At 73.4% G+C, this 25,912-nt stretch carries 21 protein-coding genes and 1 pseudogene; 6 read left to right on the forward strand and 16 right to left on the reverse strand.

The window, feature by feature from the left end:
* Positions 1-6: 6 nt before the first annotated feature.
* From LNW73_RS30805 to LNW73_RS30830, 6 genes are all read right to left on the reverse strand, one after another.
* Positions 7-543 (reverse strand): DUF6879 family protein, encoded by a 537-nt coding sequence (locus tag LNW73_RS30805; RefSeq protein WP_250993089.1) that lies wholly within the window; start codon positions 541-543, stop codon positions 7-9.
* A complete protein-coding gene (locus tag LNW73_RS30810) occupies positions 497-763 on the reverse strand; it encodes a hypothetical protein (RefSeq protein ID WP_250992182.1) in 267 nt (88 codons plus the stop codon). Before LNW73_RS30810 ends, LNW73_RS30805 begins: the two co-directional genes overlap by 47 nt.
* 160 nt (positions 764-923) lie before the next feature.
* Positions 924-1,448, reverse strand: coding sequence for a GNAT family N-acetyltransferase (locus LNW73_RS30815; protein ID WP_250992183.1), 525 nt, complete (start codon positions 1,446-1,448; stop codon positions 924-926).
* Positions 1,449-1,503: 55 nt separating this feature from the next.
* On the reverse strand, positions 1,504-2,370 hold the full coding sequence (locus LNW73_RS30820; protein WP_250992184.1) for an ATP-grasp domain-containing protein: 867 nt from the start codon (positions 2,368-2,370) through the stop codon (positions 1,504-1,506).
* 331 nt (positions 2,371-2,701) lie between these two features.
* Positions 2,702-4,387, reverse strand: a complete 1,686-nt coding sequence (locus LNW73_RS30825; protein ID WP_250992185.1) for a DUF885 domain-containing protein — start codon at positions 4,385-4,387, stop codon at positions 2,702-2,704.
* Positions 4,388-4,500: 113 nt separating this feature from the next.
* On the reverse strand, positions 4,501-4,983 hold the full coding sequence (locus LNW73_RS30830) for an Lrp/AsnC family transcriptional regulator (protein ID WP_250974396.1): 483 nt from the start codon (positions 4,981-4,983) through the stop codon (positions 4,501-4,503).
* A 59-nt stretch (positions 4,984-5,042) separates the two neighbouring features.
* Between LNW73_RS30830 and LNW73_RS30835 the strand changes: the two genes are divergently transcribed.
* Positions 5,043-6,215 carry a trans-sulfuration enzyme family protein gene (locus LNW73_RS30835; protein WP_250992186.1) on the forward strand — a complete coding sequence of 391 codons (1,173 nt, stop codon included), beginning with the start codon at positions 5,043-5,045 and terminating at the stop codon, positions 6,213-6,215.
* Here LNW73_RS30835 and LNW73_RS30840 read toward each other — a convergent pair.
* On the reverse strand, positions 6,199-7,542 hold the full coding sequence (locus LNW73_RS30840; protein ID WP_250992187.1) for a GNAT family N-acetyltransferase: 1,344 nt from the start codon (positions 7,540-7,542) through the stop codon (positions 6,199-6,201). The two genes, LNW73_RS30835 and LNW73_RS30840, sit on opposite strands and share 17 nt — an antisense overlap.
* Positions 7,543-7,709: 167 nt before the next feature.
* Positions 7,710-9,326, reverse strand: a complete 1,617-nt coding sequence (locus LNW73_RS30845) for an alkaline phosphatase D family protein (RefSeq protein ID WP_250993090.1) — start codon at positions 9,324-9,326, stop codon at positions 7,710-7,712.
* Between the two features lie 193 nt (positions 9,327-9,519).
* Here LNW73_RS30845 and LNW73_RS30850 point away from each other — a divergent pair, with 193 nt between their 5' ends.
* The 3 genes from LNW73_RS30850 (at position 9,520) to LNW73_RS30860 (ending at position 14,801) form a co-directional block, all read left to right on the forward strand.
* The gene (locus tag LNW73_RS30850; protein WP_250992188.1) at positions 9,520-11,328 is read left to right on the forward strand and encodes an HSP90 family protein; all 1,809 of its coding nucleotides are present in this window, start codon (positions 9,520-9,522) and stop codon (positions 11,326-11,328) included.
* On the forward strand, positions 11,325-14,291 hold the full coding sequence (locus LNW73_RS30855; protein ID WP_250992189.1) for a tetratricopeptide repeat protein: 2,967 nt from the start codon (positions 11,325-11,327) through the stop codon (positions 14,289-14,291). The genes LNW73_RS30850 and LNW73_RS30855 overlap by 4 nt, the downstream gene beginning before the upstream one ends.
* Before the next feature lie 99 nt (positions 14,292-14,390).
* Positions 14,391-14,801, forward strand: coding sequence for a VOC family protein (locus LNW73_RS30860; protein ID WP_250992190.1), 411 nt, complete (start codon positions 14,391-14,393; stop codon positions 14,799-14,801).
* Here LNW73_RS30860 and LNW73_RS30865 read toward each other — a convergent pair.
* Both LNW73_RS30865 and pdxR read right to left on the reverse strand, forming a co-directional pair.
* Complete coding sequence (locus tag LNW73_RS30865; protein WP_250992191.1) at positions 14,798-16,189, reverse strand: MFS transporter; 1,392 nt, start codon at positions 16,187-16,189, stop codon at positions 14,798-14,800. The genes LNW73_RS30860 and LNW73_RS30865 overlap by 4 nt on opposite strands.
* 145 nt (positions 16,190-16,334) lie before the next feature.
* A pseudogene (gene pdxR / locus LNW73_RS30870) lies at positions 16,335-17,795 on the reverse strand (MocR-like pyridoxine biosynthesis transcription factor PdxR).
* A gap of 46 nt (positions 17,796-17,841) precedes the next feature.
* Here pdxR and LNW73_RS30875 point away from each other — a divergent pair.
* Positions 17,842-18,804, forward strand: a complete 963-nt coding sequence (locus tag LNW73_RS30875) for a DMT family transporter (RefSeq protein ID WP_250992192.1) — start codon at positions 17,842-17,844, stop codon at positions 18,802-18,804.
* Here LNW73_RS30875 and LNW73_RS30880 read toward each other — a convergent pair.
* Together LNW73_RS30880 and LNW73_RS30885 are read right to left on the reverse strand one after the other, a co-directional pair.
* Entirely contained in the window at positions 18,782-19,615 is an 834-nt protein-coding gene (locus tag LNW73_RS30880) for an alpha/beta fold hydrolase (RefSeq protein WP_250974387.1), read from the reverse strand. The two genes, LNW73_RS30875 and LNW73_RS30880, sit on opposite strands and share 23 nt — an antisense overlap.
* Positions 19,616-19,804: 189 nt before the next feature.
* Complete coding sequence (locus LNW73_RS30885; protein WP_250974386.1) at positions 19,805-20,458, reverse strand: NADPH-dependent F420 reductase; 654 nt, start codon at positions 20,456-20,458, stop codon at positions 19,805-19,807.
* A 360-nt stretch (positions 20,459-20,818) separates the two neighbouring features.
* Between LNW73_RS30885 and LNW73_RS30890 the strand changes: the two genes are divergently transcribed.
* The gene (locus LNW73_RS30890) at positions 20,819-21,592 is read left to right on the forward strand and encodes a GntR family transcriptional regulator (RefSeq protein WP_250992193.1); all 774 of its coding nucleotides are present in this window, start codon (positions 20,819-20,821) and stop codon (positions 21,590-21,592) included.
* Between the two features lie 79 nt (positions 21,593-21,671).
* Here the strand turns inward: LNW73_RS30890 and LNW73_RS30895 are convergent, their stop codons facing one another.
* The 4 genes from LNW73_RS30895 to LNW73_RS30910 all read right to left on the reverse strand — a co-directional run bounded on the left by LNW73_RS30895 (position 21,672) and on the right by LNW73_RS30910 (position 25,810).
* Complete coding sequence (locus LNW73_RS30895; protein ID WP_138357209.1) at positions 21,672-22,829, reverse strand: ROK family protein; 1,158 nt, start codon at positions 22,827-22,829, stop codon at positions 21,672-21,674.
* A gap of 128 nt (positions 22,830-22,957) precedes the next feature.
* Positions 22,958-23,512 (reverse strand): G/U mismatch-specific DNA glycosylase, encoded by a 555-nt coding sequence (mug, locus tag LNW73_RS30900; protein WP_250993091.1) that lies wholly within the window; start codon positions 23,510-23,512, stop codon positions 22,958-22,960.
* On the reverse strand, positions 23,509-24,942 hold the full coding sequence (gene purB / locus LNW73_RS30905; RefSeq protein ID WP_138357207.1) for an adenylosuccinate lyase: 1,434 nt from the start codon (positions 24,940-24,942) through the stop codon (positions 23,509-23,511). Before purB ends, mug begins: the two co-directional genes overlap by 4 nt.
* 88 nt (positions 24,943-25,030) lie before the next feature.
* Positions 25,031-25,810 carry an SGNH/GDSL hydrolase family protein gene (locus tag LNW73_RS30910; protein ID WP_250992194.1) on the reverse strand — a complete coding sequence of 260 codons (780 nt, stop codon included), beginning with the start codon at positions 25,808-25,810 and terminating at the stop codon, positions 25,031-25,033.
* Positions 25,811-25,912 lie beyond the last annotated feature (102 nt).

A 25,912-nucleotide genomic window follows, 5' to 3' on the forward strand; every position in this document is an offset into this window, starting at 1 on the left:
CGTTGACTATGGGGACTGGAGGACGAACTCGGCGTGGGGGATGGCCCGTTCCCACACGGCGGCAAAGGCATCGGCGCACATCGCCACCGTGCGTGGGTCCTCCGTGTAATCGGGATCCACGAGCGATCCGTCACCCGCGAACAAGTTGAAGCGGACGGCGCGATCGTCGATCAGCCAGAAGTCGTTGCCCGGCAGCGCGAGATCGGACGCGAGGCGGCGCGGCAGCCAGGCCACCCGCTCTCCGGCGCCGACGTTCCAGTCCGTTGCCGCGTGCTCGAACCGGATGTATTCCGAGACCGGCTCGGACACGACGCGTGCTCGGCGCACCTCCACGCCACGGGCCACGGTCTCCGCTACGAGATCCGTCCACGGTCGCCAGTACGCCTCGGCCCGTCCGCCCTCCCAGCGTCGCCCCGCGCTCTGCCAGAGAGCGAACTCCTCGGCTTCGCTTTCAACGGCATAGGAGTCGTGCATCTCCAGGTGAACGGCGGACCGTTCAGCCGACCTGAGAAGCGGCCCGAAGTCGGGAACACTCTTCGACAACACGCGCAGCCTCCGTCAGTTGTGACGCCATTCGCGCCGGGATACGAACGACCGTCTCATGGTCCGGGATGTCTCCGGTCTCCAGACACCGCGCGTGTGTCAACGGATCGACTACCTTCCATCCCTGAACCACGACTTCGAGTTTCTCCTCATCGACCCACACCGTCGGGCAGTTGCCCTGTCCGGTATCGGGATCGATCCCAATGAACCGCAGCGCCATGCCAGGCTCCTATGCCTAGTCGATTGCGTCAGGTTGCACGACCATCGCCTATTCGGGCAGCGGGCGTCAAGTACGCTAGGTGATCAACCGACCACGCAATGGAGGGTGTTGGGGCGCCGGACAGCTGCTCCTCGCGCGCTGACACGCAGGATGCGACGGCTCACGCCGCTGGGTCGGCCAGTTCGAACGCGCGCAGCGCCCCGTGGTCCGCCACGCGAGTGAAACCCGCTCGTTCCAGGACGCGTTGGGACGGGATGTTGTCCGGTTCGGTGGTCGCGAGGAGGACGCGGACGCCGGGGCGGGCGAGGGCCCATTCGGTCAGGGCCAGCAGGGCGTCGGTGGCCCAGCCGGCGCCGCGGGCGGAGACCGAGAGGTCGTAGCCGATCTCGGCGACGCCGTCGGTGGGGGGACCGTGGAAGCCGATGCCGCCGATCGCCATGCCGTCCTCGGACCGCTGGATCGCGAACACTCCCCAGCCGGGCTGGAACACTCCGGCCGCGTCGGCCTGGACCGTCATCCCGGCGGCGCTCATCGTGCCCTCGCCGGGTATCCCGTCGATCCAGACGAGCTCGGCGGGCTTGCCCTCGGCCAGCTGCGCGCAGTCGGCGGGCAGCTGCTCGCGCAGCGTCACCCGGCCGGATACGAGTAGGTGTCGGCCGTCGTGGTGGGAGGTGCGCAGGGTCATGGATCGGAACCGTCCTGTCGGAGAAGGCAAAGGATCTGCAGAGTATCCCTCGGGGTCATCGGACGGAGGCGAGTTTTCCGGTCAGAGCCCCGGGGTCCGCGTCCCGCGGCAGATCGCTGACCTGGCCGTCCCCGACCTCGATCACCCGCCACTGTCCATCGGCCCGCAGTGCGAGGTCGGTGCTGACGAAGCGGCAGCCGAGGGCGGCCACCAGCGGCTGTACCCGGTCCAGCGCCGGCCTTGGGCGGAGTTGCGGGGTGTCGGGGTGCGCGGTGACGAGGACGGGTTCCGCGTCCAGCCACCACACCCGTGCCTCGCCGGTGTCCGTGAACTGCTCGAAGGCCCGGATGACGACGCCGCCCGCGAGGAAGTCGCCCTGTCGCTCGACGAAGCAGGCGGTGACGGCCGCGAGCCGTGCGGTGTCCGCGAGGTCGGGGACGTAGCAGGCCTCGTCCCACTCGTGTTTGCGGGACTTGACGAAGTCCTTGACGATGCCGGGGCCGCCGCCCAGCGGTGCGGTGAGTGCGGCCAGCGTCGCCGCGTCCGGCGGTCGGCCGGTGTCGACGGGCAGCCAGACGGTGCGCGGCGTCAGCTCCTCGAACGTGCCGTACCAGCCGGGCAGTTCATGGGCCGCGCGATAGCGGTCCGGATCCGTCAGCAGCGTGCAGCCGCGCGCGTCGAGCGCCTGGGCCAGGGTGCCGTAGTGGTCACCGGGGATCATCCAGCCGCGGTACCAGGCGGGCCCGGTGCCGCGCGGGACGCGGGCGACGGCGGTCGCCGGATCTCCGGCGAGCAGGGCGTCGTGGTCGAGCAGCGCGACCGTCAGGCCCAGTTCCCGGGCGGCCCGCGCCTCGGGTGCGAAGTGGACGTCCGGTCGCCGCGGATTCAGCGGATCCGCGCAGAAGATGATGGTGGCCCCCATGCGGGCAGCCTAGGCCGTGTCTGACAAATTTCGCCTGGCCCGGGGCGCCTGGCACGCACGCTCTCCCCCAGCTACCGCTGGGAGGTGCCCCCAGTTGTCGGGCTCATCCACGTACCCCGGTACGAGGACGACCCTCCGCCTTGCGATCGCACGCACCAGACGCCCCGGGCCCCGCCCTCCGGGCGGACGCCGCTATTTGTCAGACCCGGCCTAGACCGGCCGCGGACGGCACCATCCGGCGGCGCCCGGGGCGGCTCCGCGCGGACGGCGGCGGAAGAGATCCGCCGCCGTCGCACGGAAACGTTTGCGAGGCCGGGGCCCCGCCGGGTTTCTACAGGGCGGAGAGCTCGGTGACCAGGTCGTCGAGGCCGAGGGAGCCCTGGGAGAGGGCGGCCATGTGCCAGGCCTTGGCGTCGAAGGCGTCGCCGTGGGCCTTGCGGGCGGCCTCGCGGCCGGTCAGCCAGGCGCGTTCGCCGAGCTTGTAGCCGATGGCCTGACCGGGCATGCCGAGGTAGCGGATCAGCTCGCTGTCGACGAAGTCGGCGGGGCGGCCGCTGTGCAGACCGAAGAACTCCCGGCCCAGCTCCGGCGTCCAGCGCTCGCCGGGGTGGAACGGGGAGTGGGCGGGGATCTCCAGCTCCAGGTGCATGCCGATGTCGACGATGATGCGGGTCGAGCGCATCATCTGTGCGTCGAGGTAGCCGAGCCGGCGCTCGGGGTCGGTGAGGAAGCCCAGCTCGTCCATGAGGCGCTCGGCGTACAGCGCCCAGCCCTCGCAGTTCGCGCTGACCAGACCGACGGTCGCCTGGTAGCGGGAGAGGGACTCCGCGACGTGCGTCCACTGGGCGAGCTGCAGGTGATGGCCGGGTACGCCCTCGTGGTACCAGGTGGAGACCAGGTCGTAGACGGGGAAACTGGTCTTGCCCATCGTCGGCAGCCAGGTCGTGCCCGGGCGGGAGAAGTCCTCCGACGGCTGCAGGTAGTAAGGAGCCGCGGCGCCGCCGGGCGGCGCGATCCGCGACTCGACGCGCTTGACGCGGTCGGCCAGCTCGAAGTGGGTGCCGTCCAGCGCCTCGATGGCCTCGTCCATCAGCGACTGGAGCCAGGTCCTGACCTCCTCGACGCCCTCGACGCGGGTGCCGTGCTCCTCCAGGTGGGCCAGGGCCTCCCAGGGGGTCGCCGCGCCGGGCAGGATCTTTGCGGCCTCGGTCTTCATCTCCTCGTGGATGCGGTGGTACTCGGACCAGCCGTACGCGTAGGCCTCGTCGAGATCGAGGTCGGTGCCGTTCCAGTACCGGGACCAGCGGGCGTAGCGCTCGCGGCCGACGGTCTCCGGCGCGCCCTCGACGCTCGGGGCGTAGGTGTCGCGGAGCCAGTCGCGCAGGGCCACGAGGGCTTCGGTGGCTCCGGCGGCGGCGTCGTCGAGCTCACCGCGCAGCTCCTCGGGGCCGGGCGCGGCGATGGTCCCGAAGTAGCTGCTGTCGGTGCCGATCCAGCCGGTCAGCTGGCCGATGACGGTCGTCACCTGGAGGGGACCGGCCGGCAGCTTGCGGTCGAGGCCTTCGGCGAGCGAGGCGCGGTAGCCCTCCAGCGCGGCCGGGACGGCGCGCAGCCGGGCGGCGATCGCGGTCCAGTCCTCCGTGGTCTCGGACGGGGTGACGCTGAAGACCTCGCGCAGCGAGTGCAGCGGCGAGTGGATGTTGCTGACCGCGCGCAGCCCTTCCGCGGCCTCGTGCACGGCGAGTTCGGCGTTGAGCCGCTCGCGCAGCAGCCGGGCGCAGCGCCGCTCCGCGTCGGTGTCCGCGCCCGGCTGCGCCTCGGCCTGGGTCAGCAGGTCCAGCGTGGTGCGGGCGAGGTCGGCGACGGCGCTCGTCCCGGCGGGGGAGTAGTCGGGCAGAAAGGAGTTGCTCTGCGCGATGCCGAGGTAGGTACCCATGATCGGGTCGAGTTCGATGAGGTGGTCGACGTACGCGTCGGCCACCTGGCGGGGCAGCGGGCTGCTGGTATTCGTGGACATACGGCCATCCTCGTATGAACGGGGCCGCCGCGTCATCATTCTTCTTGGCTACGTACCTGTCGCCGCGGGCCCCGCGAGGCCGGCGGGGCCGTCCGGGGCCGGCGGTCGGGCTTTCAGGCGCCCGGCACGGGCGGCAGCAGAGGGCCGCAGTCCCACTGCTGGAAGATCAGCCGGGTCTCCACCCGGGCGACCTCGCGGCGTGAGGTGAACTCGTCGATCACCAGCCGCTGGAGGTCGGCGGTGCCGGTCACCGCGACATGGACGAGGTAGTCGTCGGGGCCGGTGAGGTGGAACAGCGCCCGCGTCTCGGGGAGGGCGCGGATCCGGGTCACGAACGGGCTGATCAGTTCCCTGCGGTGCGGCCGCACCTGCACCGACAGCAGCGCCTCCAGACCGCGTCCGAGCTTCGCGGGATCCAGCCGCAGCTCATGGCCGAGGATCACTCCGGTGCGGCGCAGCCGCGCCACGCGGTCCAGACAGGTGGACGGGGCGACGCCGACCGCCGTCGCAAGATCGCGGTTGGTGGTCCGGGAATCGTTCTGCAGGACCCGGAGAATCTCGAGATCGATCGGATCCAAAGTGACGGAATCGGTCATCGGCCGAACGTAGCACGGGATCCGGTCACCGATGGGCGCCGATTGTTCAGGCTCTGGGCATGGAACAACACACTGTGACACCGCCGCGTTCCCTGGCCACCGAAGCGGTGCACGCCGGCCGCGAGGACCTCGCCGGGCTCGGCGTGCACGCCGTACCCCTGGATCTGTCGACCACGTACCCGTCGTACGACAGCCGGGGCGAGGCCGCCCGGCTCGATGTGTTCGCCGCCACCGGCGCCCGGCTGGAGGGCCCGCCGGTCTACGGCCGGCTGGACAATCCGACTGTCAGCCGTTTCGAGACCGCCCTGGCCCGGCTCGAGGGCACCGACGACGCGGTCGCCTTCGCCAGCGGCATGGCGGCCCTGACCGCCTGCCTGCTGGCGCGCGGCTCGCTGGGCCTGCGGCACGTGGTCGCGGTCCGCCCGCTGTACGGGTGCAGCGACCATCTGCTGACCGGCGGGCTGCTGGGCACCGAGGTGACCTGGGTGGACCCGGCGGGCATCGCCGACGCGATCCGGCCCGACACCGGGCTGGTCCTGGTCGAGACCCCCGCCAACCCCACCCTCGCCGAACTGGATCTGCGGGCGATAGCGCACGCCTGCGGAACGGTGCCGCTGCTCGCGGACAACACCTTCGCGACGCCGGTACTGCAGCGCCCCGCCGAGCTGGGCGCGAGCATCGTGCTGCACAGCGCCACCAAGTACCTCGGCGGTCACGGCGACGTGCTCGGCGGGGTGGTGGCGTGCGACGAGGACTTCGCCCGGCTGCTGCGCAAGGTCCGGTTCGCCACCGGCGGCGTCCTGCACCCGCTGGCCGGCTATCTGCTGCTGCGCGGTCTGTCGACGCTGCCGGTGCGGATGCGCGCCGCCTCGCAGAGCGCCGAAGTCCTCGCCGGGCGGCTGGCCGCCGATCCGCGGGTGGCGGCGGTGCACTACCCGCGGATCGGCGGCGCCATGGTCGCGTTCGAGGTGCACGGCGACCCGCACGAGGTGATCGCCGCGGTCCGGCTGATCACCCCGGCGGTCAGCCTCGGCAGTGTCGACACCCTCATCCAGCACCCGGCCTCGATCAGCCACCGCGTCGTTGACGAGCGGGACCGCCGGGCGGCGGGCGTCAGCGACCGGCTGCTGCGGATGTCGGTCGGCCTGGAGGACGTCGAGGACCTGTGGCGCGACCTCGACGGCGCGCTGCGGGCCGCGGCCCTCGCCGGGTCGGTCAGTTCCGGCTCGTGACCTTCGGCGAGGACGGCACGCCCGCCGGCGTCAGCGTCGCGGTGATCACCAGCGTGCCGTCCTCGACCTGGTAGTCCAGCGGGAGTCCCAGATCGCGCATGGTCGCCACCATGCCGGTGTTGTTCGCCTGGGTCACGGCGTAGACGCTGCCCCGGCCCGCCTCGACGGCGTGCCCGACGAGCTTGCGCAGCAGTTCCGCGCCGATGCCTCGGCGCTGCCAGTCGTCCTCGACCAGCAGGGCGACCTCGTTCTCGTCGCCGTCCCACAGCAGGTGCGCGAGCGCGACCAGCCGGCCCGATGCCGTCTCGACGGCCAGCGTCCGGCCGAAGCGCGGGCTGAGCAGATGCTTCAGATAGCGGTCCGCGTCGGGGACCGGGCCGTGATAGCGCTGCGCGAGCGTCGCCGGGGAGCAGCGGTCGTGCATGGCGCGGGCCGCGGGCAGGTCCTCGGGCCCGGCCCGGCGGATCGTGATCTCGTTGCCCTCCGGCAGCGTCAGCACGTCCTTGCTCTCCGGCATCCGCGCGCCCAGCCGCGAGTCGAGCTCCACCAGGGCCCGCGCCCTGGCGAACTCGGTCGGGGTGAACGGCAGATAGGCCCGCTCGACGGTGATCGTGCCGCCGGACGGGTCGCGCAGCGTCATCACGGTCTCGGTCAGGGACTCCTCCGGCGCCGGTGCGCCGTCCTTCGCGGCCGGGACCGAGCGGATCGTGCACCGGCCGAAGAGCTGGCGCAGGGCGAGCGGCAGCTCCGCGGCGTCCAGGGCGGTGCGGGTGGCGAGCGTCAGCATCCTGGTGGGGGTGTCCACCAGGTCGTGGGCGTCGGCCCGCTCCGTCCAGGTGTCGCGTCCGCCGGCCGCCCCGACGACCTGGGACAGCGCGAGGGCCGGTACCGACCCGGGCGCCCGGAGCAGGAACTCGTCGACCGTGCCGTCAGCCAAGGGATGGGTCTGCAGCGTCAGGATGTCGACACCGGCGTCGGCCAGTGCCATGCACACCGCGCCCAGGCTGCCGGGCGTGTCCCGCACCGTGGTGCGCAGCCGCCACAGCGTCGCCGGGCCCGGTTCCTCGGCCCCGTCCGCCGGAGCAGGTCCAGGGGGCGCATGACTGTGGCGGCGTGCCCACCATGTGTGGAAACCGGCCGTCGCCAGCAGTGCGACGGCCGAGGCGGCCAGCAGGACGGGCCCCTCCGGACCGTGCACCACCACATCGGCCACCAGGTCGGCGGCGGCCACCGCGGTGAAGAGAGCGGCGAGTTCCACCAGGTCGCGCCGCCAGTGGTGGCGGTGGGAGCGGGAGGGGCGTGGGTTCGACGGAGTCAGCTGAGGCATGAGAACACCATGTCGAACATGTGTTGCGTGATCACGAACGTTCTATGACCGGTGGGTTAAGGGTGATTCCTGGTGGTTAATTTGCGCTTTCAACGGTTTTGCCGTCCGCCGGGCGGTGTCCCGCGACCGGCGGACGGCAGAACCGCGGACGAAGCGGGCCGGGTGCCCTACTGCCCGACGCGGCCGGGCTGCAGCACCTTGGTGAACAGCACCGTGCCGTCCTGCTCGCGCAGCCGCACCGTCAGCTCGCCCGACTGCCCGTCGATGTCGACCTGGCCGAAGAACTGGTACCCCTCGGCGGGCGAGACGTTGGCGCGCTCGGGCGCCTTGACGAACACCCGCTCGGGACCGAAGGTGCCGTCCAGCGCGCTGGCCGGGAACGCGCCGGCGTTCAGCGGACCGGAGACGAACTCCCAGAACGGCGCGAAGTCCGTGAACGCCGCGCGGGACGGCTGGTAGTGCTGCGCGGAGGTGTGGTGCACATCGGCCGTCAGCCACACCGTCCCGGTGATCCGCCGGTGCTTGACGAACCGCAGCAGCTCGGCGATCTGCAGCTCACGTCCGAGCGGGGCGCCCGGGTCGCCCTGCGCGACCGCCTCGATGTTCGGCCTGCCCTCCGTGGTGTCCGGCACCACCAGGCCCAGCGGCATGTCGGCGGCGATCACCTTCCACACCGCGCGGGACCGGGACAGCTCCCGCTTGAGCCACTCCAGCTGCGCCCGGCCGAGGATGCCCTGCGCGTCCTGCGTCTGCGTGTCGGGGGAGTTGGCGTTGCGGTAGGTGCGCATGTCCAGCACGAAGACGTCCAGCAGCGGACCGTGGTGCTGCACCCGCTGGACCCGGCCGTCGGCGTTCGGCCGCAGCGTCGAGATCGGGAAGTACTCGGAGAACGCCCGCCGGGAGCGGGCCGCCAGGACGTCCACGCTCTTCTGGGCGTACCGCGCGTCGTCCATGATCTCGCCCGGGTACCAGTTGTTGCGCACCTCGTGGTCGTCCCACTGGATGACCGAGGGCACCCGCGCGTTGAAGGCGCGCAGCTTGTCGTCGAGCAGGTTGTAGCGGAAGGCGCCGCGGAACTCCGCGAGCGTCTCGGCGACCTTGGACTTCTCCGGGGTGGTGAGGTTGCGGTAGATGCTGCCGTCGGGGAGTGCCGCGGTCGGCGCGATGGGACCGTCGGCGTAGATGTTGTCACCGCTGCAGAGGAAGAAGTCCGGGTCGAGCCGGCCCATCGCCTCGTAGATGCGGTAGCCGCCGATGTCCGGGTTGATGCCCCAGCCCTGTCCTGCGAGGTCCCCCGACCACAGGAAGCGCACATCGTCGCGGCGCCGTGCCGACGGGGTGCGGAAGGTGCCGTCCACGGGTGCGCCGGTACGCCGGTGGTCGTCAGGATCGGCCAGCAGCACCCGGTAGTGGATCTGTTCACCGGACGGCAGCCTGCGCAGCGAGGTCGTGCCGGTGAAGTCGGTGTCGGGACCCAGCAGCGGGCCCTGCCAGCGGCGCGCGTCGCGGAAGGAGCCGCTGACCGATGTCTCCACCACCATCCGGGCCGGCCGGTCCGCCCGCACCCACACCAGGCCGGACGTGGCCGTGACATCACCGCTCTGCACACCCCACGGGGCGGCCGGCCGCCCCGAAAGCGCCAGCGCGGGCGCCGCCGTCACGGCGGGAACGAGCAGCGCTCCGGCCGCGGCGAGGCCGCCGCCGAGGACCGTCCGGCGGTCCACCCCCGTGACCGAAGGCCGCGACCGCGGCGAACCCTGCTCCTGGTGTGCTGTGTTCGGCATCTGCGACATGTGCGACTCCCGCTGCTCGGCTGCCCCTGCGTCGTCCCCGTTCCTACTGGTCCCGGATGCCGTCCGGCCGAACGGCCGGTGAACACGGCGCCCGGGGCTGGACGGCCCGCACGCCGAAACCCATGGTCAACACCGGGGCAGCGGCCTACGATGGCCGGAATTCATCCCCTGCACGGCTGAGACGATGACTGCTGATCACATACCGCACACCTTCCAGGTCGATCTCCGCGGCCTGGTGGACCTGCTCTCCCACCACCTCTACTCCAGCCCCAAGGTCTACCTGCGGGAACTGCTGCAGAACGCCGTTGACGCGATCACGGCGCGTCGCGCGGAGCAGCCGGACGCGCCCGCGCGGGTGCGGCTGTACGCCGGCGAGGGCCGGCTGCGGGTCGAGGACAGCGGCATCGGTCTGACCGAGAACGACGTGCACACCCTGCTGGCCACCATCGGCCGCAGCTCCAAGCGCGACGGTCTGGAGTCGGCGCGCGCCGAGTTCCTCGGCCAGTTCGGCATCGGCCTGCTCGCGTGTTTCGTCGTCGCCGAGGAGATCCGCGTCGTCAGCCGCTCCGCCCGCACCCCCGACGCCCCGCCGGTGGAGTGGACGGCCCGCGACGACGGCTCGTACACCGTCCGCACCCTGCCGCCGGACGCGCGCACCGAACCCGGCACCACGGTGTACCTCAGCGCCCGGCCCGGGGCCGCCGAGTGGCTGGAACCCGCCCGGGTCACCGCCCTCGCCCGGGACTTCGGCTCGCTGCTGCCCTACGACGTCCGCGTCGGTGACGAGCCGGTCACCGATCTGCCCGCGGTGTGGGAACGCCAGCACTCCAGCCCCGCCGCCCGGCGGATCGCCCTCGCCCGGCACTGCCACGAGCAGTTCGGCTTCACCCCGCTGGACGCCATCGGCCTGGACGTGCCGCTCGCAGGCGTGCGCGGCGTCGCCTACGTGCTGCCGGAGGCCGTCAGCCCCGCCCGGCGCGCGGGCCACCGCGTCCACCTCAAGGGCATGCTGCTCACCGAACGGGCCGACGACCTGCTGCCGGACTGGGCGTTCTTCGTCCGCTGCGTCATCGACACCGACAGCCTGCGCCCCACCGCGTCCCGCGAGAGCCTGTACGCCGACGAGACACTGGCCGCCGTCCGCGACGCGCTCGGCGGCCGTATCCGCGAGTGGCTGACCGCGCTCGCCGCGGGAGACCCCGAACGGCTCGGGCAGTTCCTGTCCGTGCACCACCTCGGGGTGAAGTCGCTGGCCCGGCACGACCCGGAGATGCTCCGCGTGATGCTGCCGTGGCTGCCGTTCGAGACCACCGACGGACGGCTGTCGCTGGAGGAGTTCGCCCGCCGCCACCCGGTCGTGCACTTCACCCGCACCGTCGAGGAGTACCGGCAGGTCGCGCCGATCGCGTCCGCCCAGGGCATCGGGGTCGTCAACGGCGGCTACACGTACGACGCCGACCTCGTCGAACTGCTGCCGCGGGTCCGGCCCGGCACCGCCGTCGCGGAACTCGACGCCGACACCGTCACCGCGCACCTGGACGCCGTCGACCCCGCGGAGGAGCTCGCGCTGGCCGGCTTCCTCACCGCGGCGCGCACCCGGCTCGACGCCCTGGGCTGCGACGTCGTGCTGCGCACCTTCCACCCGCTGACCGTCCCCGCCCTGCACCTCGACGACCGTGCCGCCCGGTTCGAACGCGCCCGCGCCGAGGAGGAGACCCAGGCGGACGGGCTGTGGGCCGGCATCCTCGGCTCGCTGCGCGGCTCCGCGCCCCGCGCGCGGCTCGTCCTCAACCACCACAACCCGCTGGTCCGCCGGATCAGCGCCCTCGACGACCCCGAACTCGCCGGCACCGCCACCGAGGCGCTCTACGGCCAGGCCCTGATGCTGGCCCAGCGCCCGCTGCGCCCGGCCGACTCGGCACTGATCAACCGTGCGTTCCTGGACCTGCTGCAGTGGGCCACGCACCCCGAAGGCCAGGAGGAGACCCGATGACGGCGGCCGCGCACGAGATCCACCAGGCGCTGGAGGAGAACCGCTCCGCGCGCAACGGCACGGTGCGCAACGCCCGCGCCGAGGAACTGGTGGGCCTCGCCGAGACGACGGGCGACCGGCCGCTGCTGCTGGACGCGCTCTTCGACCTCGTCAGCGCCTACGAGTACAGCAGCGAGCGCGCCAAGATGTTCGTGCCGTTCTCCCGTCTGCTGCGGATGTGGGACGAGCACCCGGAGGACTTCGGCGAGCGCGCCGTCTACCAGCTGCACTGGCGCTTCAAATGGGTGAGCACCGGCATGATCGGCTACTCCGACATCCCGCTGGAGTCCATCCGCCGGTGGCTGGTGGAGATGGGCCGCCGCTACGCCCTCGGCGGCTACTCGCAGCGGCCCGTACGCGCCGCCGAGTACAGCCTGGCCCGGCACACCGGCGACATGGCCGCGGCCGCCGAATCGCTGGCGGCCTGGACCGCCGCCGACCGCGACATCATGAGCGACTGCCGGGCCTGCGAACTCAACGACGAGGGCGAGTGGCACGCCGACCTGGGCGAGGACGAACGCGCCGTCGACGCCTGGGCGCCGGTGCTGGCGGGCGAGCACAGCTGCCAGGAGGAACCGCACCGCGTCCTGGCCCTGTCACTGCTGCCCCTGGTCCGGCTCGGGCGGACCGACGAGGCCCGCGGGAACCATCTGCGCGGCTACCGGCTGGCCCGCGGCAACGAGAGCCTGCTGCCCTCGATCGGCCGGCACATCGAGTTCTGCGCGCTGACCGGCAACGAGGCGCGCGGCCTGGAGATCCTCGCCGAACACACCGCGCACCTGGAGGGCGACGGAACGCCCCTGTCCCGGCTGCACTTCCTGGGCGCCGCCGCCGTCCTGCTGCGCCGGCTCACCGCCCTCGGGCACGGCGACCGTCCCGTCCCCGCGCCCGGGGCGACGACGCGCACCGCGGCCGAGCTCCTCATCCGCACCGAAGCCACCATCACGCGCCTCGCCCGCGGATTCGACGAGCGCAACGGCACGGACACCGTCAGCACGTGGGTGACGGAACGCCTCGGCAGCACCCCGCTCCTCGACCGGCTGCCGCTCGGGGTGCGCGCCGCGCGCCTTCCGGAGACAGCACCGGCCGCGGCGGCCGACGTGCCGTCCGCGGACGGTGCCGCGGACGCCGCCGCGGACTCTGCCGCGGAACGGAGTGACGACCTCACGGAGCTGATCGCCCGGGCCCGTGAGCTCAGCAGGGCGCAACGCGACGCGGCCTACCGGGCCTGGGCCGCGGTCGGCCGCGCCGCCGACCGCACCGGGACCCCGCTGGACCCGATGGTCCGCGCCGAAGTCGCCGACCACGCCGGCATGGACAGCCTCGACGACCCGCCGGCGGCGCTCGCGCTGCTGACCGCGGCCGTGGCGGACTTCGAGGCGGCGGGGGAGTACGGGGAGGCCGCCGCGTGCCGCGGCCGCGCCGCCTACGCCATGGCCCTCGCCGGACCCGCGCAACCCGCCCTCGCCGCGGCCGACGCCGCCTGCGAACAGCTCAGGGAACTGCACGCCAAGGAGCGGGCCACCACCCGCCAGTTCACCGGCGCACTGCTGATGCGCGCCAGGATCCGGCTGGGAACGATCGGGCAGGCCGCCGACCCCCAGGCGGCCGCGGCCGCGGTGGAGGCCGAGGTCTCCGACATCCTGGTTCTCGCCGAGGCCCGCCGCGACGAGGACCGCGTCCTCGGCCGGATCGCCGACGCGACCTGCCTGCTCGGCCGGCTCGTCGCCGGCCGCGGCGATGTCCGGGGCGCGGCCGAGGCGTTCACCCGGGCCTCCGCACTGCACCAGGAGGCCGGACGCCCCTGGCTCGCCGTCGAGGGCGAGGCGATGCTCGCCGAGCTCGCCCTGAACCACGGCGATCCGCACACCGCCGCCCGCGCGGCCCGGTCCGCGCTCGACCTCGGCGCCGGGATCCTCACCCCCGCGCACCACGCCCATCTGCTCACCGTCCTCGCCCAGGCGCTCGCCGACAGCGGCCAGGACGACGAGGCCGCCGACCACGCGCTGGAAGGCGCGCACCGGGCCGACGAGGCGGGCGACGGCGAGGACACCGGCGGCTGGGCCCGGCTCGTGCTCGGCGGGGCGCTGAACCGCCTCGGCCGCGCCGCCGAAGCGGCCGCCGTCCTGGAGACCGCGCTGCCCGACCTGCGCGCGGCGCACCACGAGGGCCGGGTCGTACAGGCCCGGTGGTGGCTGGGCGAGTGTCTGCTGCAGCTGGCCGAACCCCGCGAGGCCGCCGAGCAGTTCCTGCTCGCCGCGGAGATCGCCAAGGAGTGGGAGGAACAGCAGGACCACGCGAATCTCGCCCACCTCGCCGCCGACGCCCTCAACCGCGCCGGGCTCGACGACCAGGCCGTCCAGGCCTACGAGCGCGCGGAACAGCTGTGGCGCGCCCTCGGGCGGACCCCGGCGGTGGTGCGCGCACTGCGCGCCCGCGCATGGATCGAGCTGCGCGAGGGCCGGCCGGGACTGCCCGCCGCCCGCCGGGCGATGGAGTCCGCCGCTCAGACCGCCGCCGCCGCGCTCGCCGCGGCCACCGACGAGGACGAGCGGGACATGCTGCGCGCCGACCTCGCCGACACCCACCTCCAGACCGGCCAACTCCTGGTCCGCGGCTGCCCCGGCGAACCCGGGGACACGGACACCGACGGCTCGGCCCGCGCCGCCTACGAGGAGGCACTTGAACACACCGGGCGGGCCGCCGCGACCTACGGGTCCCGCGACGGCCGCTCCGCCGCACAGCTGGTCGCCGCCTGGATCGAGGCCGACCTCGGCCGGCGCGACGCCGCCGCCGACCGGGCGCGGGCGGTGCTCGCCGACTACGGCGACGAGGAGGGCGAGATGGCCGAACGGAGGCGGGCCGAAGCCGGATCCGTCCTCGACCACACCAAGCAGCCACCGGACGCGGATCCCGCTCCCTGATCCCTGGGGTCCGTGGCCGACCGTACGGATGATCAACGGCCCGGTAGGTTCCTCCGTATCGGGTCACCGCAGGTGGCGGCCCCTGGGCAGGGGGTTTTCATGGCGGTCAACGGCACGGCACACGTCCGCATCGCGCGGCCGTCGAAGGATCTGGCGGCGGCCGAACGCTTCTGGATCGGCGGTCTCGGTCTCGATGTGCTCTACCGCCACGAAGGGGACGGCACCCCCGGGGACCACGCCCTGCTGATGGCCGGCTGGCCGGACGCGGCCTGGCACCTGGAGCTGGTGCACGACCCCGGACAGCCGGTCGAGCCCCGGCCCACGGCTGAGGACCTGCTCGTCGTCTACGTCGACGGCGAGGTCCCGGCCGACCTCCTCGCCCGCCTGCTCGAGCACGGCGGCACCCGCGTGCCCGCGCACAACCCGTACTGGGACCAGTGGGGTGTCACGATCGAGGACGCGGACGGCTACCGGCTGGTCCTCTCGACCCGCCAGTGGTCCAACTCCTAGATGTAGAGCCGTGCGCTAGACCGACGTGAGCTGCGCCGCCGACTCCTCGCGGGGGCCGGCAGCGCGGCCGCCGGCGGGGCGAGCACCGCTTCCAGTACGGGCATCGGGGCGACCTCGATGTCGGTCACCACCAGTTCGGTGCCGCCCAGTTCGGGTACGGCCCCCGCCGGGGCGCCGGCCGCGCCCGCGACAGCCGCCGCGGCCGCGCCACCGCGCCGCCGTACGGTGCCCGGCAGCAGGACGCGGCCGCCGCTGTGCAGCGCGACCGCGGTGAGCGGCACGGCGGTGGCGAACAGCACGCAGGCCAGTACGGCGCCCATGACCGGATAGCCGGCATGACCGGCGAGCAGCGTCCCGGCCATCGGTCCGCAGGCGACGCCGAGGTTGGAGGCGGAGCCGGCCAGCACGGCCCAGCGGCCCTGGCCGTCGAGTGAGGCGGCCAGGCCGATCAGGTAGGAGAGCACCACCGGGTAGACGGTGTTCCAGAGCACCTCGCCGGTCGCGAACGGCACGGCTCCGCCGGCCGAGGCGCTCACCGCGACACAGGTGGCGATGACCGCGGTGCCCACGCCGATCGGGACGGCGCGGCCGAGCCGGGAGCCGAGCGCGCCCGCCGCGCCGACCCCGGCCAGACCGCCGCCGAGGGCGACGGCGAAGACCAGGCCGAGCGCGGCCTCGGAGAGTCCGGCCCGGTCGAGGCCGATGCGTCCGCTCACGCCCCACAGGGCGTTCTGCGCCATCGACCAGCACAGCATGGCGACGGCCAGTACGGCGCCGGCACGGCGGTGCGGCAGCCGGGCCGGGACGCCGGCGTCGGGGCGCGGTGACGCCGCCCGGTCCGGTGCGGCGGGCAGCCGCCCGGCCGCGGGCAGCGCCAGCGCGGCGGCGCAGGCGATGGCGGCGAACGGCAGTGCGTGGCCGCCACCGAGTCGCGGCAGCACCAGGTACAGCGCGCCGGCCGTCGCCGAGGTGGTCAACAGACCCAGTACCGAGGCGCGGTGCGGATCCGGGCGGGCGGCGATGCCGACGGCGGCCACCGCCGTCGCCGTCCCGGAGCCGAAGCCGCCGATGACACAGCCGGCGACCACCAGCGGGACGTGGGACGTGCCGGCGGCGAGGGCGAAGCCCGCCACCATGAGCAGCAGTCCGGCGCGGGCGAGGCGGACGGGCCCCAGGCGGTCCACACGGGAGGCGAGGGTCAGTCCGGCACCGGCCGACGAGAGCAGCAGGGCGCTGCCGACAGCGCCGGCGTGGGCGCTGCTCAGGCCGAGGCCACCGGGGGAGGAACCGAGGTGCCCGACGATGGTGGGCAGCAGATAGGCGGCGAGATACCCGGCGGCGAAGACCGCGACCAGGGGCAGGACCGCCGCGCGGGGGCGCGGAGGCATGGGCGTACCTCTCAACAGGACGAAGGCCAAAAGGGGGTGGAGCGCCTATCGACCGACAGGAACGCGCTGCGTCATATCTATCAAGGGGGACGACTGCGACAGAAGGGGGTATCGAGAAGTTAAACCTCTCGTTGCCGATTCGAGATCAAAAGCCCTCGGCCAGCAGGGCGACGGACCGTTCGATGTCCGCGGGCGACAGGTGCGCGTACCCCATGACGAGGTGCACCCGGCCGTCCTCCGCACCGCCGCCGCGCACGGTGTAGTCGGACAGCGGCCGTACCGCGACACCCGCCGCCGCGGCCGCCGCGAGGAAGCGCGGCTCGGGTCCGTACCGTGCGGGCAGGGCCGCGATCACATGCAGTCCGGCCGCGATCCCGCTGATCTGTGAACCGGGGAAGTGCCGTTCCAGCGCCTCGGCCAGGGTGTTGCGGCGGATGCGGTAGAGGCGCTGGCAGCGCCGCAACTGCCGGTCGTAGTGGCCGCCGGAGATGAACTCCGCCAGGACGGCCTGCTCGGTCACCGGATTGCCGAGGTCCATCGTCCGCTTGCGTGCCGCGACCTCGGCCGCGAGCTCCGCCGGCGCGACCAGTCAGCCCAGTCGCAGTCCGGGAGCCAGCGACTTGCTGACGGATCCGGTGTAGGCGACCCGGCCGGGGGCCAGGCCCTGGAGGGCGCCGACGGGGGCCCGGTCGTAGCGGAAGTCCCCGTCGTAGTCGTCCTCGATCAGCAGCCCGCCGCTCTCCCGGGCCCAGTCGGCGAGTTCACCGCGCCGCCGGGCGGTGTACGCCACCCCCGATGGGAACTGGTGGGCCGGGGTGACCACGGCCGCCCGTACCCCGCTGGCGGCCAGCGCCGCCGGGTCCAGGCCGTCGCAGTCCACCGGAACGGGCACGGCCTCCAGCCCGGCGGCCGCGAACAGCGCCGTGTGTTCTGGGCTGCCCGGATCCTCCACCGCCACCCGGCGCTCCCCGCGGTCCCGCAGGACCAGGCCGATCAGGGTGTGCGCCTGCGCCACCCCGGAGCACACCACGACCCGGTCCGGCTCCACCGCGACCCCGCGGCGGCGGGCCAGCAGATCGGTGAGCGCGGCCCGCAGTTCGGGCAGCCCGCGGGGATCGGGATAGCCGAACGCCCGGTGCGGCAGCCGCGTCAGCACCCTGCGATGGGCGGCCGACCAGGCGGCGCGCGGGAAGAGCGACAGATCCGGCAGCCCCGGCCGGAAGTCCGCGGGGCCGCCCCGGTCGTCCGCCGCGAACGGTCCCGGGGCAGGTGCCGCAGGACCCGCGCACGCGCTGGTCACCCACGTCCCTGAGCCCTGCCGGCCGCTCAGGTATCCCTCTGCGGTCAGCTGCGCGTACGCGTCCGTCACCAGACCGCGCGACACCCGCAGGTCGGCGGCCAGCTCCCGGCTCGACGGCAGTTGGGTGCCGGGCGCCAGCCGGCCCGACCGCACCGCGTCGCGCAGCGCCCCCTGCAGCGCGCGGCCACGGCTGCGCGCCGGGGCGGCGAACGAGGGGAGCAGCAGCTCCCAGGCGGCGGTCCCGCCCGCGCCGTCACCGTTGCCGTTGCCGTCGCCGTCGTCGGAAGTGGTCCTCGAAGCAGCCATGGGATTGGACCTTAATCCGGACCGGTTCTCTTCATAGCGTCATCGCATGAACTCATTCCAGCGCCGTGGAGCGCTCCTGGCCGCCCTCGCCTGTGTCCTGGTCGGCGGCTCCTTCACCGCCAACGGCGCGCTCGTCGACTACCCGCACGCCGGAGGCCAGGGGCTGCGGTACGGCATCGCCTTCGTGCTGCTGGCCCTGCTCACCCTCAGAAGCGCCGGCGACACCGCCGTCCGGCTGCGCGCGCTCACCGGGCGGCAGTGGCTGCGGCTCGCGGTGCTCGCCGCGACCGGCATGGTCGGCTTCAACCTCGCGGTGCTCGCCGCCGAGGGCAGCGCGGAACCCGCGGTGCCCGGCGTCCTGGTGGGCTGCGCGCCGATCGTCGTGGCGGTGCTCGTGCCGCTGCTGGCCGGCCGGTGTCCCTCCCGCGCGGTACTGGCCGGGGCGCTGCTCGTCGCGGGCGGGGCGTTCGCGGTGCAGGGGTGGGGCGGCTCGGACACCGCCGGGCTGGTGTGGTCGGTGGCGGCGCTCGCCGGGGAGGTCGCCTTCGCGGTGGTCGCGGCACCGCTGGTCGGCCCGCTGGGTCCGCGACTGCTGTCGACCTGCGTCTGCGGCTTCGCCGCCGTCGAGGCCGGGCTGCTCGGACTGCTGCTCGACGGGCGGGCCGCGCTGCGGCTGCCGGACACGGGCGAGGCGGTGGCGCTGGGCTGGCAGGCCGTCGTGGCGACCGTCATCGGCTTCGTCTGCTGGTACGCCGGAATGCAGCGCATCGGCGCCGAGCGCGCCACGCTCTTCTCCGGGCTGATCCCGGTCTCCGCGGCGCTGACAGCGCCGCTGGTCGGCGTGGGCACGTTCGGGCCCGGACGGCTGGCGGGCAGCCTGCTGGTCGCGGCGGGAGTCGCGGTGGGCTCCGGAATGCTCGCCCGGCGCGCGCCGGGCGAACGGACCGGAGCCCTGACGGGCCGGGCGGCGCAGGCCCGGCCGGCGGTCAGCGCGAGCCGTCGAGGATGACTCGGGCCACCAGCTCCGGGTCGTCGTTCATCGGCACATGGCCGCAGCCGGGCAGCCGGATCAGCCGGGCGCCGGGGATGGTGCGCTTGGCGCGGATCCCCTGGCGGCGCAGCAGGACGCGGTCCTGGGAGCCCCAGGCGATGGTCACCGGGACATCGGGGACGTCGTCGCTGAAGACGACGCCGGCCCGGCCCGCCGCCAGCGTGGCCTCGAATCCGGCGGCCTCCCGCATGGCACGCGTCTCGGCCACCACCGCCTCCGGCGAGCGCTGTCCGGGGCGGGAGTAGATCGCGCTGGTGAGCGCGGCGCGGCCGGCCGTACTGCGGGCCATCCGCTGCACGGTGGTCGGCGGCAGCAGCAGGGCGCCGCGCCGCATCGCCCCCAGCACGGTGAAGGCATAGCGCCGTTCCGACTCGGTCCAGAACCCGGCGGGGGACAGCGCCGTCACACTGCGCACGAGCCGTTCGCGGCCCAGGTGCAGTGCGACGAGGCCGCCGAGGGAGTTGCCGGCCACATGCGGGCGGTCGAGCCCGAGCGCGGTGAAGAAGGCGTCGAGCGCGGCGACGGCGGTCGGCAGGTCACTGGGGACGGACTCGTGCTGAGCGGGGGACTGCCCGAAGCCGGGCAGGTCCACGGCGATGACGTCCCGCTCGGCCGCGAGCAGACCGGCCACCGGGTCCCATGCCTGGAGGTGGTGCCCGATGCCGTGCAGCAGCACCAGCGGCTCTCCCTTGCCGCGGCGCTCGTAGGCGACGAGAACGGGCGGGAGACCGGCGGGGGAGACCTCGACGAGGGAGGCGGTTCGGGGCATGGAGCGCTCCTGACCGTTGATAGACATGACGTCAGGAAGGGTATCGGGGAAGCCCGGGAACTCCTATGGGGCACCGTGAGTTCACTGGATACGGGCCGGTGTTCGCTGCCGGCCCGGCCAGCAGCCCCGACCGGGCGCCCCCGTCTCGGTCGGGGCTCCTTCCCTCCTCCGTGGCGGGCAGGGCAGCGGTCAACCGGCCCGCTGCAGTGTGACGTTGAAGTCGGCGTGCCCGAGGGCGCCCATGGCCTTCACCCACAGCAGCAGATAGGCCTCGGTACCGCGGGCCGACGTGATCCCGCCGAGGTCCACGACCCGCTCGCGCGGCCAGCCGAACTCCGCCAGCAGCGCGGCCGTCTGCTCCTTCGCCGCCGTGTCCTCCCCGCTCAGGAACAGCACATGCTCACCCGGCACCCGTGAAGGATCCACCATCACCGCCGAGTTGACCGTGTTGAGCGTCTTCACCACGCGGGCCTGCGGAAACGCCCGCTGGATCCGCTCGCCGAGACTGTCGGAGCCCACCGGGTCCAGCACCATCTCCCCGGCCGCGAACGCCAGCGGATTGGCGACGTCGACCAGCAGCTTCCCCGCGAGGTTCGCCGCACCCGCCGCCTCCAGCGCCTGCAGCGACACCATGCCCCCGGTGGCGTTGACGACGACCTCGCCGAAGGCCGCCGCATCCGCGAACGTCCCGTGGTGCCCACCGGGCCCGGCCTCCTGCGCCCACGCCAGCGCCGCCGGGTTGTCCTTCGTACGCGACCCGAGCGTCACCTCGTGGCCCAGCGCGACGAGCTTGCCCGCGAGCGTCCGGCCGACCTCGCCCGTACCCAGTACCGCGTAACGCATCCGGTTCCCCTTCGTTCCCGCAGCGGCCGCCGCTGCGGCGGCCCGGCCTCATTGTGGCTCCGTGCCCGCCGCCCCGCCCGGACATCGGCACGGCCGGTCCCACCGGAGTGCCGCCCCGGTCACCCCGGCCGGCGGCGACGCTCCGTGACCGGCCCGCGCCCCTGTGGCGCGGCATCAACATCGCGTGAACGCCATGCGTACGAGGCGTCCCTGGTCAGGGACCGGATCGATGATTGGTCTTGACCAAGGGGGAGGCCCGCCCTATCGTCGCCTTAGTAGTGCAAGAACCTTTAATAAACAGGGGTTCCGAAACAAGGCTGAACAAGGCCCGCTCAGGGCCCCAGCGATTGCGAGGACAGGGTGGGGACCACGCAGCTCGACGCGACGCAGGACGTTCAGGAGCCGAAGTACTGGCACCTGAAGACCGTGCTCAATGACGCGCTCGACTCCGAGTTCTCGGTGGGCGAGATCCTGCCCAACGAGCGTGACCTCGCCGCCCGCTTCGGTGTCGCGCGGGCCACGCTCCGCCAGGCCCTGGAGCAGCTCGAGCTCGAAGGACGGCTGCAGCGCCGCCGTGGTGTCGGCACCACCGTCGCCCCGCCCCGCATGGGTGTGGCCGTCGGCCCGACGGACAACGCCTGGCCCGGTATCGGCAACGACACCTGGCGCACGGTCGGCTGCGCCGAGGCCGTCGCCCCGGCCGCCGTCGCCCGGCTCTTCGACAGCGGTGCCGGGGTCCCGGTGCACACCATCCGGCGCGAGCGCGTCATGAACGGCCAGCCGGTCGCCACCGAACTGCTCTACGTTCCCGCCGAGTCGGTCCCCGGACTGCCCGGTCTGCTGTCCCCGGCGACCCACGCGCCCGCCGTGCTGCGGGAGCTGCAGCGGCTGGACCTGGAGGGTGAGGACCGCGCCGTGGAGCTGGGCTCGGCCCGCGCCGAGGACGCCAAGCAGCTCGACCGGCTGCCCGGTGCCCCGGTCCTCGTCGTCACCACGCGTTACTTCGCGGCCGGCCAGGTCGCCGCCGTCGCGATCTCCACCTACCGCGCGGACACCTGCCGGCTCACCTTCGGCGACTCCGGCGCCGTGGAGGTCACCCCGCACGAGGAGCAGGAGCGCCGCCAGGCGTCCTGAGCACACAGCGTCGTACCCACCTGAGCACCGGGACCCTGGGGGTTCCGGTGCTCAGTGCTGTCGGGAGGGCGCCGTCGGCTCAGCGCCGGGGGAGCGAGGTCTGCTCGACGGCGAACAACTGCTCCTCGACGTGGTCCAGCGCCAGCCGCAGCGCCCCGGTGGCGATGGCCTCCTGGCCCAGCGCCGACAGCGTCACCTCCGGCGGCCGCAGGCAGTAGCGCGCCAGCTGGTCGCGCAGCGGCTCCAGAACGCCGTCCAGACCCGCCGCCCAGCCGCCGATCACCACCAGCTCGGGGTCGAGGGCGAGCACCAGGGCCGCCACATCGTGCACCAGCCGCCGCAGATACCGGTCCACGGCCTCCTTGGCCTGCACATCGCCACCCTTGGCGAGCGCGAAGACCCGGGCGACGGCCGACTCGTCCAGCGGGTGCAGCGGCGTCCCGGTGGTCGACAGCAGATGCTCCGGTGTCACCTCCTGCCCCAGCAGGTGCAGCGCCCCGATCTCGCCCGCCGCGCCGCCGAAGCCGCGGTGCAGCCGGCCGCCGATCAGCGAACCGGCACCCGGGCTCAGCCCGGCCAGCACGAAGACCATGTCGTCGGTCCCCATGCCGACGCCCTTCCAGTGCTCGGCGACGGCCGCGACGTTCGCGTCGTTCTCCACCAGCACCGGACAGCGGAACGACCGCTGCAGCCGCTCGCCGAGCGGCAGACCCGTCCAGCCCGGCAGCGCCGTACTCAACCGCACCGCGCCGTCGGCCTCGACGATGCCGGGGCTGCCGACACCGACCGCCCACAGCGTGCTGCGCGCCACCCCGCACTTGCGGAGCAGCTCGGCGACGGTGCCGCGGACCCGGTCCAGCCGGTCGTCCGCGGACGCCGCCTCCGCCACGTCATGGCCCAGCGAGCCCAGCAGCTGGCCGCTGAGGTCGGACAGCACCGCACGCACCTGGTGCGCGCCGATCTCGATGCCCAGCAGATGGCCGGCCTCGGCGTGGAACCGGAAGCGGCGGGCCGGCCGGCCCTGCTTGCGGGCGTCACCGGGCTCGGCCGGGGCCTCCACCACCAGACGGGACTCCGTCAGCCCCTCGATGACGCCCTCGACGGTCGGCCGGGAGAGCCCGGTGCTGTGCACCAGCTCGGTCAGAGTGGGGGTCTGGGACCCGCGCAGCGCATGGAGGACCACCGCGGAATTGATCCGTCGCAGTAGGGACGGGTCCCCGCCGGTGAGCCGCCCCAACGTATGTCCTCCCAGCCGGCGCGTGTATGTGGGCGGATCGTACCTGGCCAGCGGCCGCGCGGCGAGTGCCGTTGCAGCCCGCGCGGCGCCGGTCGCCGCCGGAGCCTCACCGGAGCACCCTCAAGTGCCTAGCGGGCGGCCGGATCCGGGTCGTCGGCGGCCGCGCGCAGCCGTCCGAACTCCTCCGCCATGGCCGCGGCCGTCCAGTGGGCGTTGAGGCCGCTGGGGTTCGGCAGCGCCCAGATGCGGGTCCGGCCGATGGTCCGCTCCTGCGGGCCGATCCGGGCGTCCTTCTCACCGAAGGCGACCCGGTAGGCGGTGATGCCGGCCACGGCCAGCCACGCCGGCTCCAGCTGCCGCACCTTGGCGTCCAGGATCCGGCCGCCCTCCACCATCTCCGCGGCGCTCAGCTCGTCCGCCCGCGCCGTGGCCCGCGCCGCGACATTGGTGATGCCGAGCCCGTACGAGAGCAGCTCGCGCTGCTCGGCGGGGAGCAGCCGCCGGGGAGTGAAGCCCGAGGCGTGCAGCACCGGCCAGAACCGGTTGCCCGGCCGGGCGAAGTGGTGGCCGGTCGCCGCGGACAGCAGCCCCGGATTGATCCCGCAGAACAGCACACGCAGACCGCCCGCGGCCACATCCTCGATGGTGCGGTCGCGGGCGGCTTCGAGTTCCTCCGGCGTCAGAGGATCGCTCCGGGCGCGTACGCGGCCGCCTTCGGGTGCCGCTCGGCGACCTCGGCGATCCGCTGCACGACGGCCGCGACCTGTCCGGCGGCGGCACCGGTGAACGACAGCCGGTCGGCCATCAGCGCGTCCAGCTGCGCCCGGTCCAGCGGCATCCGCTCGTCCTCGGCCAGCCGGTCCAGCAGCTCGTTGCGCTCGGCGCCCTTCTCGCGCATCGCCAGCGCGGAGGCCACCGCGTGCTCCTTGATGACTTCGTGCGCGATCTCCCGGCCCACACCGGCGCGCACCGCGCCCATCAGCACCTTCGTGGTGGCCAGGAACGGCAGGTAGCGGTCCAGCTCACGGGCGATGACGGCCGGGAAGGCACCGAACTCGTCCAGCACCGTCAGGAACGTCTCCAGCAGGCCGTCGAAGGCGAAGAACGCGTCCGGCAGCGCGACCCGGCGCACCACCGAGCAGGACACGTCGCCCTCGTTCCACTGGTCGCCCGCCAGCTCGCCGACCATCGAGGCGTAGCCGCGCAGGATCACCGCGAGACCGTTGACGCGCTCGCAGGAGCGGGTGTTCATCTTGTGCGGCATCGCGGACGAGCCGACCTGGCCCGGCTTGAAGCCCTCGGTGACCAGCTCGTGCCCGGCCATCAGCCGGATCGTCTTGGCCAGCGAGGAGGGGGCCGCGGCCAGCTGCACCAGCGCGGTCACCGCGTCGTAGTCCAGCGAGCGCGGGTAGACCTGGCCGACGGAGGTGAAGGCCCGCGAGAAGCCCAGGTGACCGGCGATCCGGTCCTCCAGCTCGGCGAGCTTCGCGGTGTCGCCGCCCAGCAGGTCCAGCATGTCCTGCGAGGTGCCGACCGGGCCCTTGATACCGCGCAGCGGGTAGCGGCCCAGCAGGTCCTCGACCCGCTCGAAGGCCACCAGCAGCTCGTCCGCCGTCGTCGCGAAGCGCTTGCCCAGTGTGGTGGTCTGCGCGGCGACGTTGTGCGAACGCCCGGCCATGACCAGCTCGGCGTACTCGGCCGCGAGCTTCCCCAGCCGGGTCAGCACCGCCACCGTACGGTCGCGGACGTGCTCCAGCGACAGCCGGATCTGCAGCTGCTCGACGTTCTCGGTGAGGTCACGCGACGTCATGCCCTTGTGGACCTGCTCATGCCCGGCGAGGGCGTTGAACTCCTCGATGCGGGCCTTCACATCGTGCCGGGTGATCTTCTCGCGCTCGGCGATGGAGGCGAGGTCGACCTGCTCCAGCACCCGCTCGTAATCGGCGAGCGCCTGCTCCGGCACCTCGATGCCGAGGTCCTTCTGCGCCCGCAGGACGGCGAGCCACAGACGGCGCTCCAGCACCACCTTCTGCTCGGGGGACCACAAGGTGGCGAGCTCCGCCGAGGCGTAGCGGCCGGCCAGGACGTTCGGGATACGAGGCTTAGCAGTCACGTGCAGAGAGTCTACTGCGCGTCGGCGCAGGCCAGCGCCCCGGCCGGATCGGCCGTCGGCAGAGCGCGTCGGCGCTGGTCAGCCCTGGTCAGCTCTGGTCGGTCCGGTACGGGAGCAGCTCGCCGCGCTTGGGCGGCATACCGTCCCCCGAGGAGCGGCCGGTCAGCCGCCGGCCGATCCACGGCACCAGGTGCTCGCGCGTGAACCTCAGGTCGGCGCCGCGCCGCGTCACCCAGCCCGGCGGCACGGCGGGCGGCAGCAGCTCCGTCCAGTCCGACTCCGGATCGTGGCCGAGCGCCTGCCAGACGGCCTCGGCCACCCGGCGGTGGCCCTCGGCGTTCAGATGCAGCCGGTCGTCGGCCCACATCTGCGCATCACCGAGCACCCCCGACCCGTAGAGGTCGACCACGACCGCGCCGTGCCGTTCCGCGAGGGTGTCGAGGAACGCGAAGAGCTGCTCCATACGCGGCAGGAAGCGGGCCGCGACAGGTCCCCGGCGGATCGGACTGCGCATGAGGACGAGCTGCCCGCAGCTGGGCGCCAGCTTCTCCACGGACTGCTCCAGCAGCGCGCAGACGGCGTCGACATCGCACTTGGGCCGCAGGGTGTCGTTGAGCCCGCCGACCAGCGTGACGAGGTCGGCGCGCATCGACGCGGCGGTGTCCACCTGCTCGTCCGCGATCTGCCGGATGAGCTTGCCCCGCACCGCGAGGTTGGCGTACCGGAAATCAGGGACGCGGGCGGCGAGGCGCCCGGCGACCAGGTCGGCCCACCCCCGGTACGAACCGTCCGGGAGGGCGTCCGACATTCCCTCGGTGAAGGAGTCGCCGACCGCGACAAAACTGGTGTACGTGGCATTCATCTGCATGGCGCGGGCGATCCTACCCGCCACCGGGCCGGGTCCGCTCGGCGATCGATGATGATCAATAATTCGATCGCACGAACCAGCGATACCGGTCACGCTGCACCG

The sequence above is a fragment of the Streptomyces sp. RKAG337 genome, assembly GCF_023701715.1.
In the GTDB taxonomy this organism is placed as follows: domain Bacteria; phylum Actinomycetota; class Actinomycetes; order Streptomycetales; family Streptomycetaceae; genus Actinacidiphila.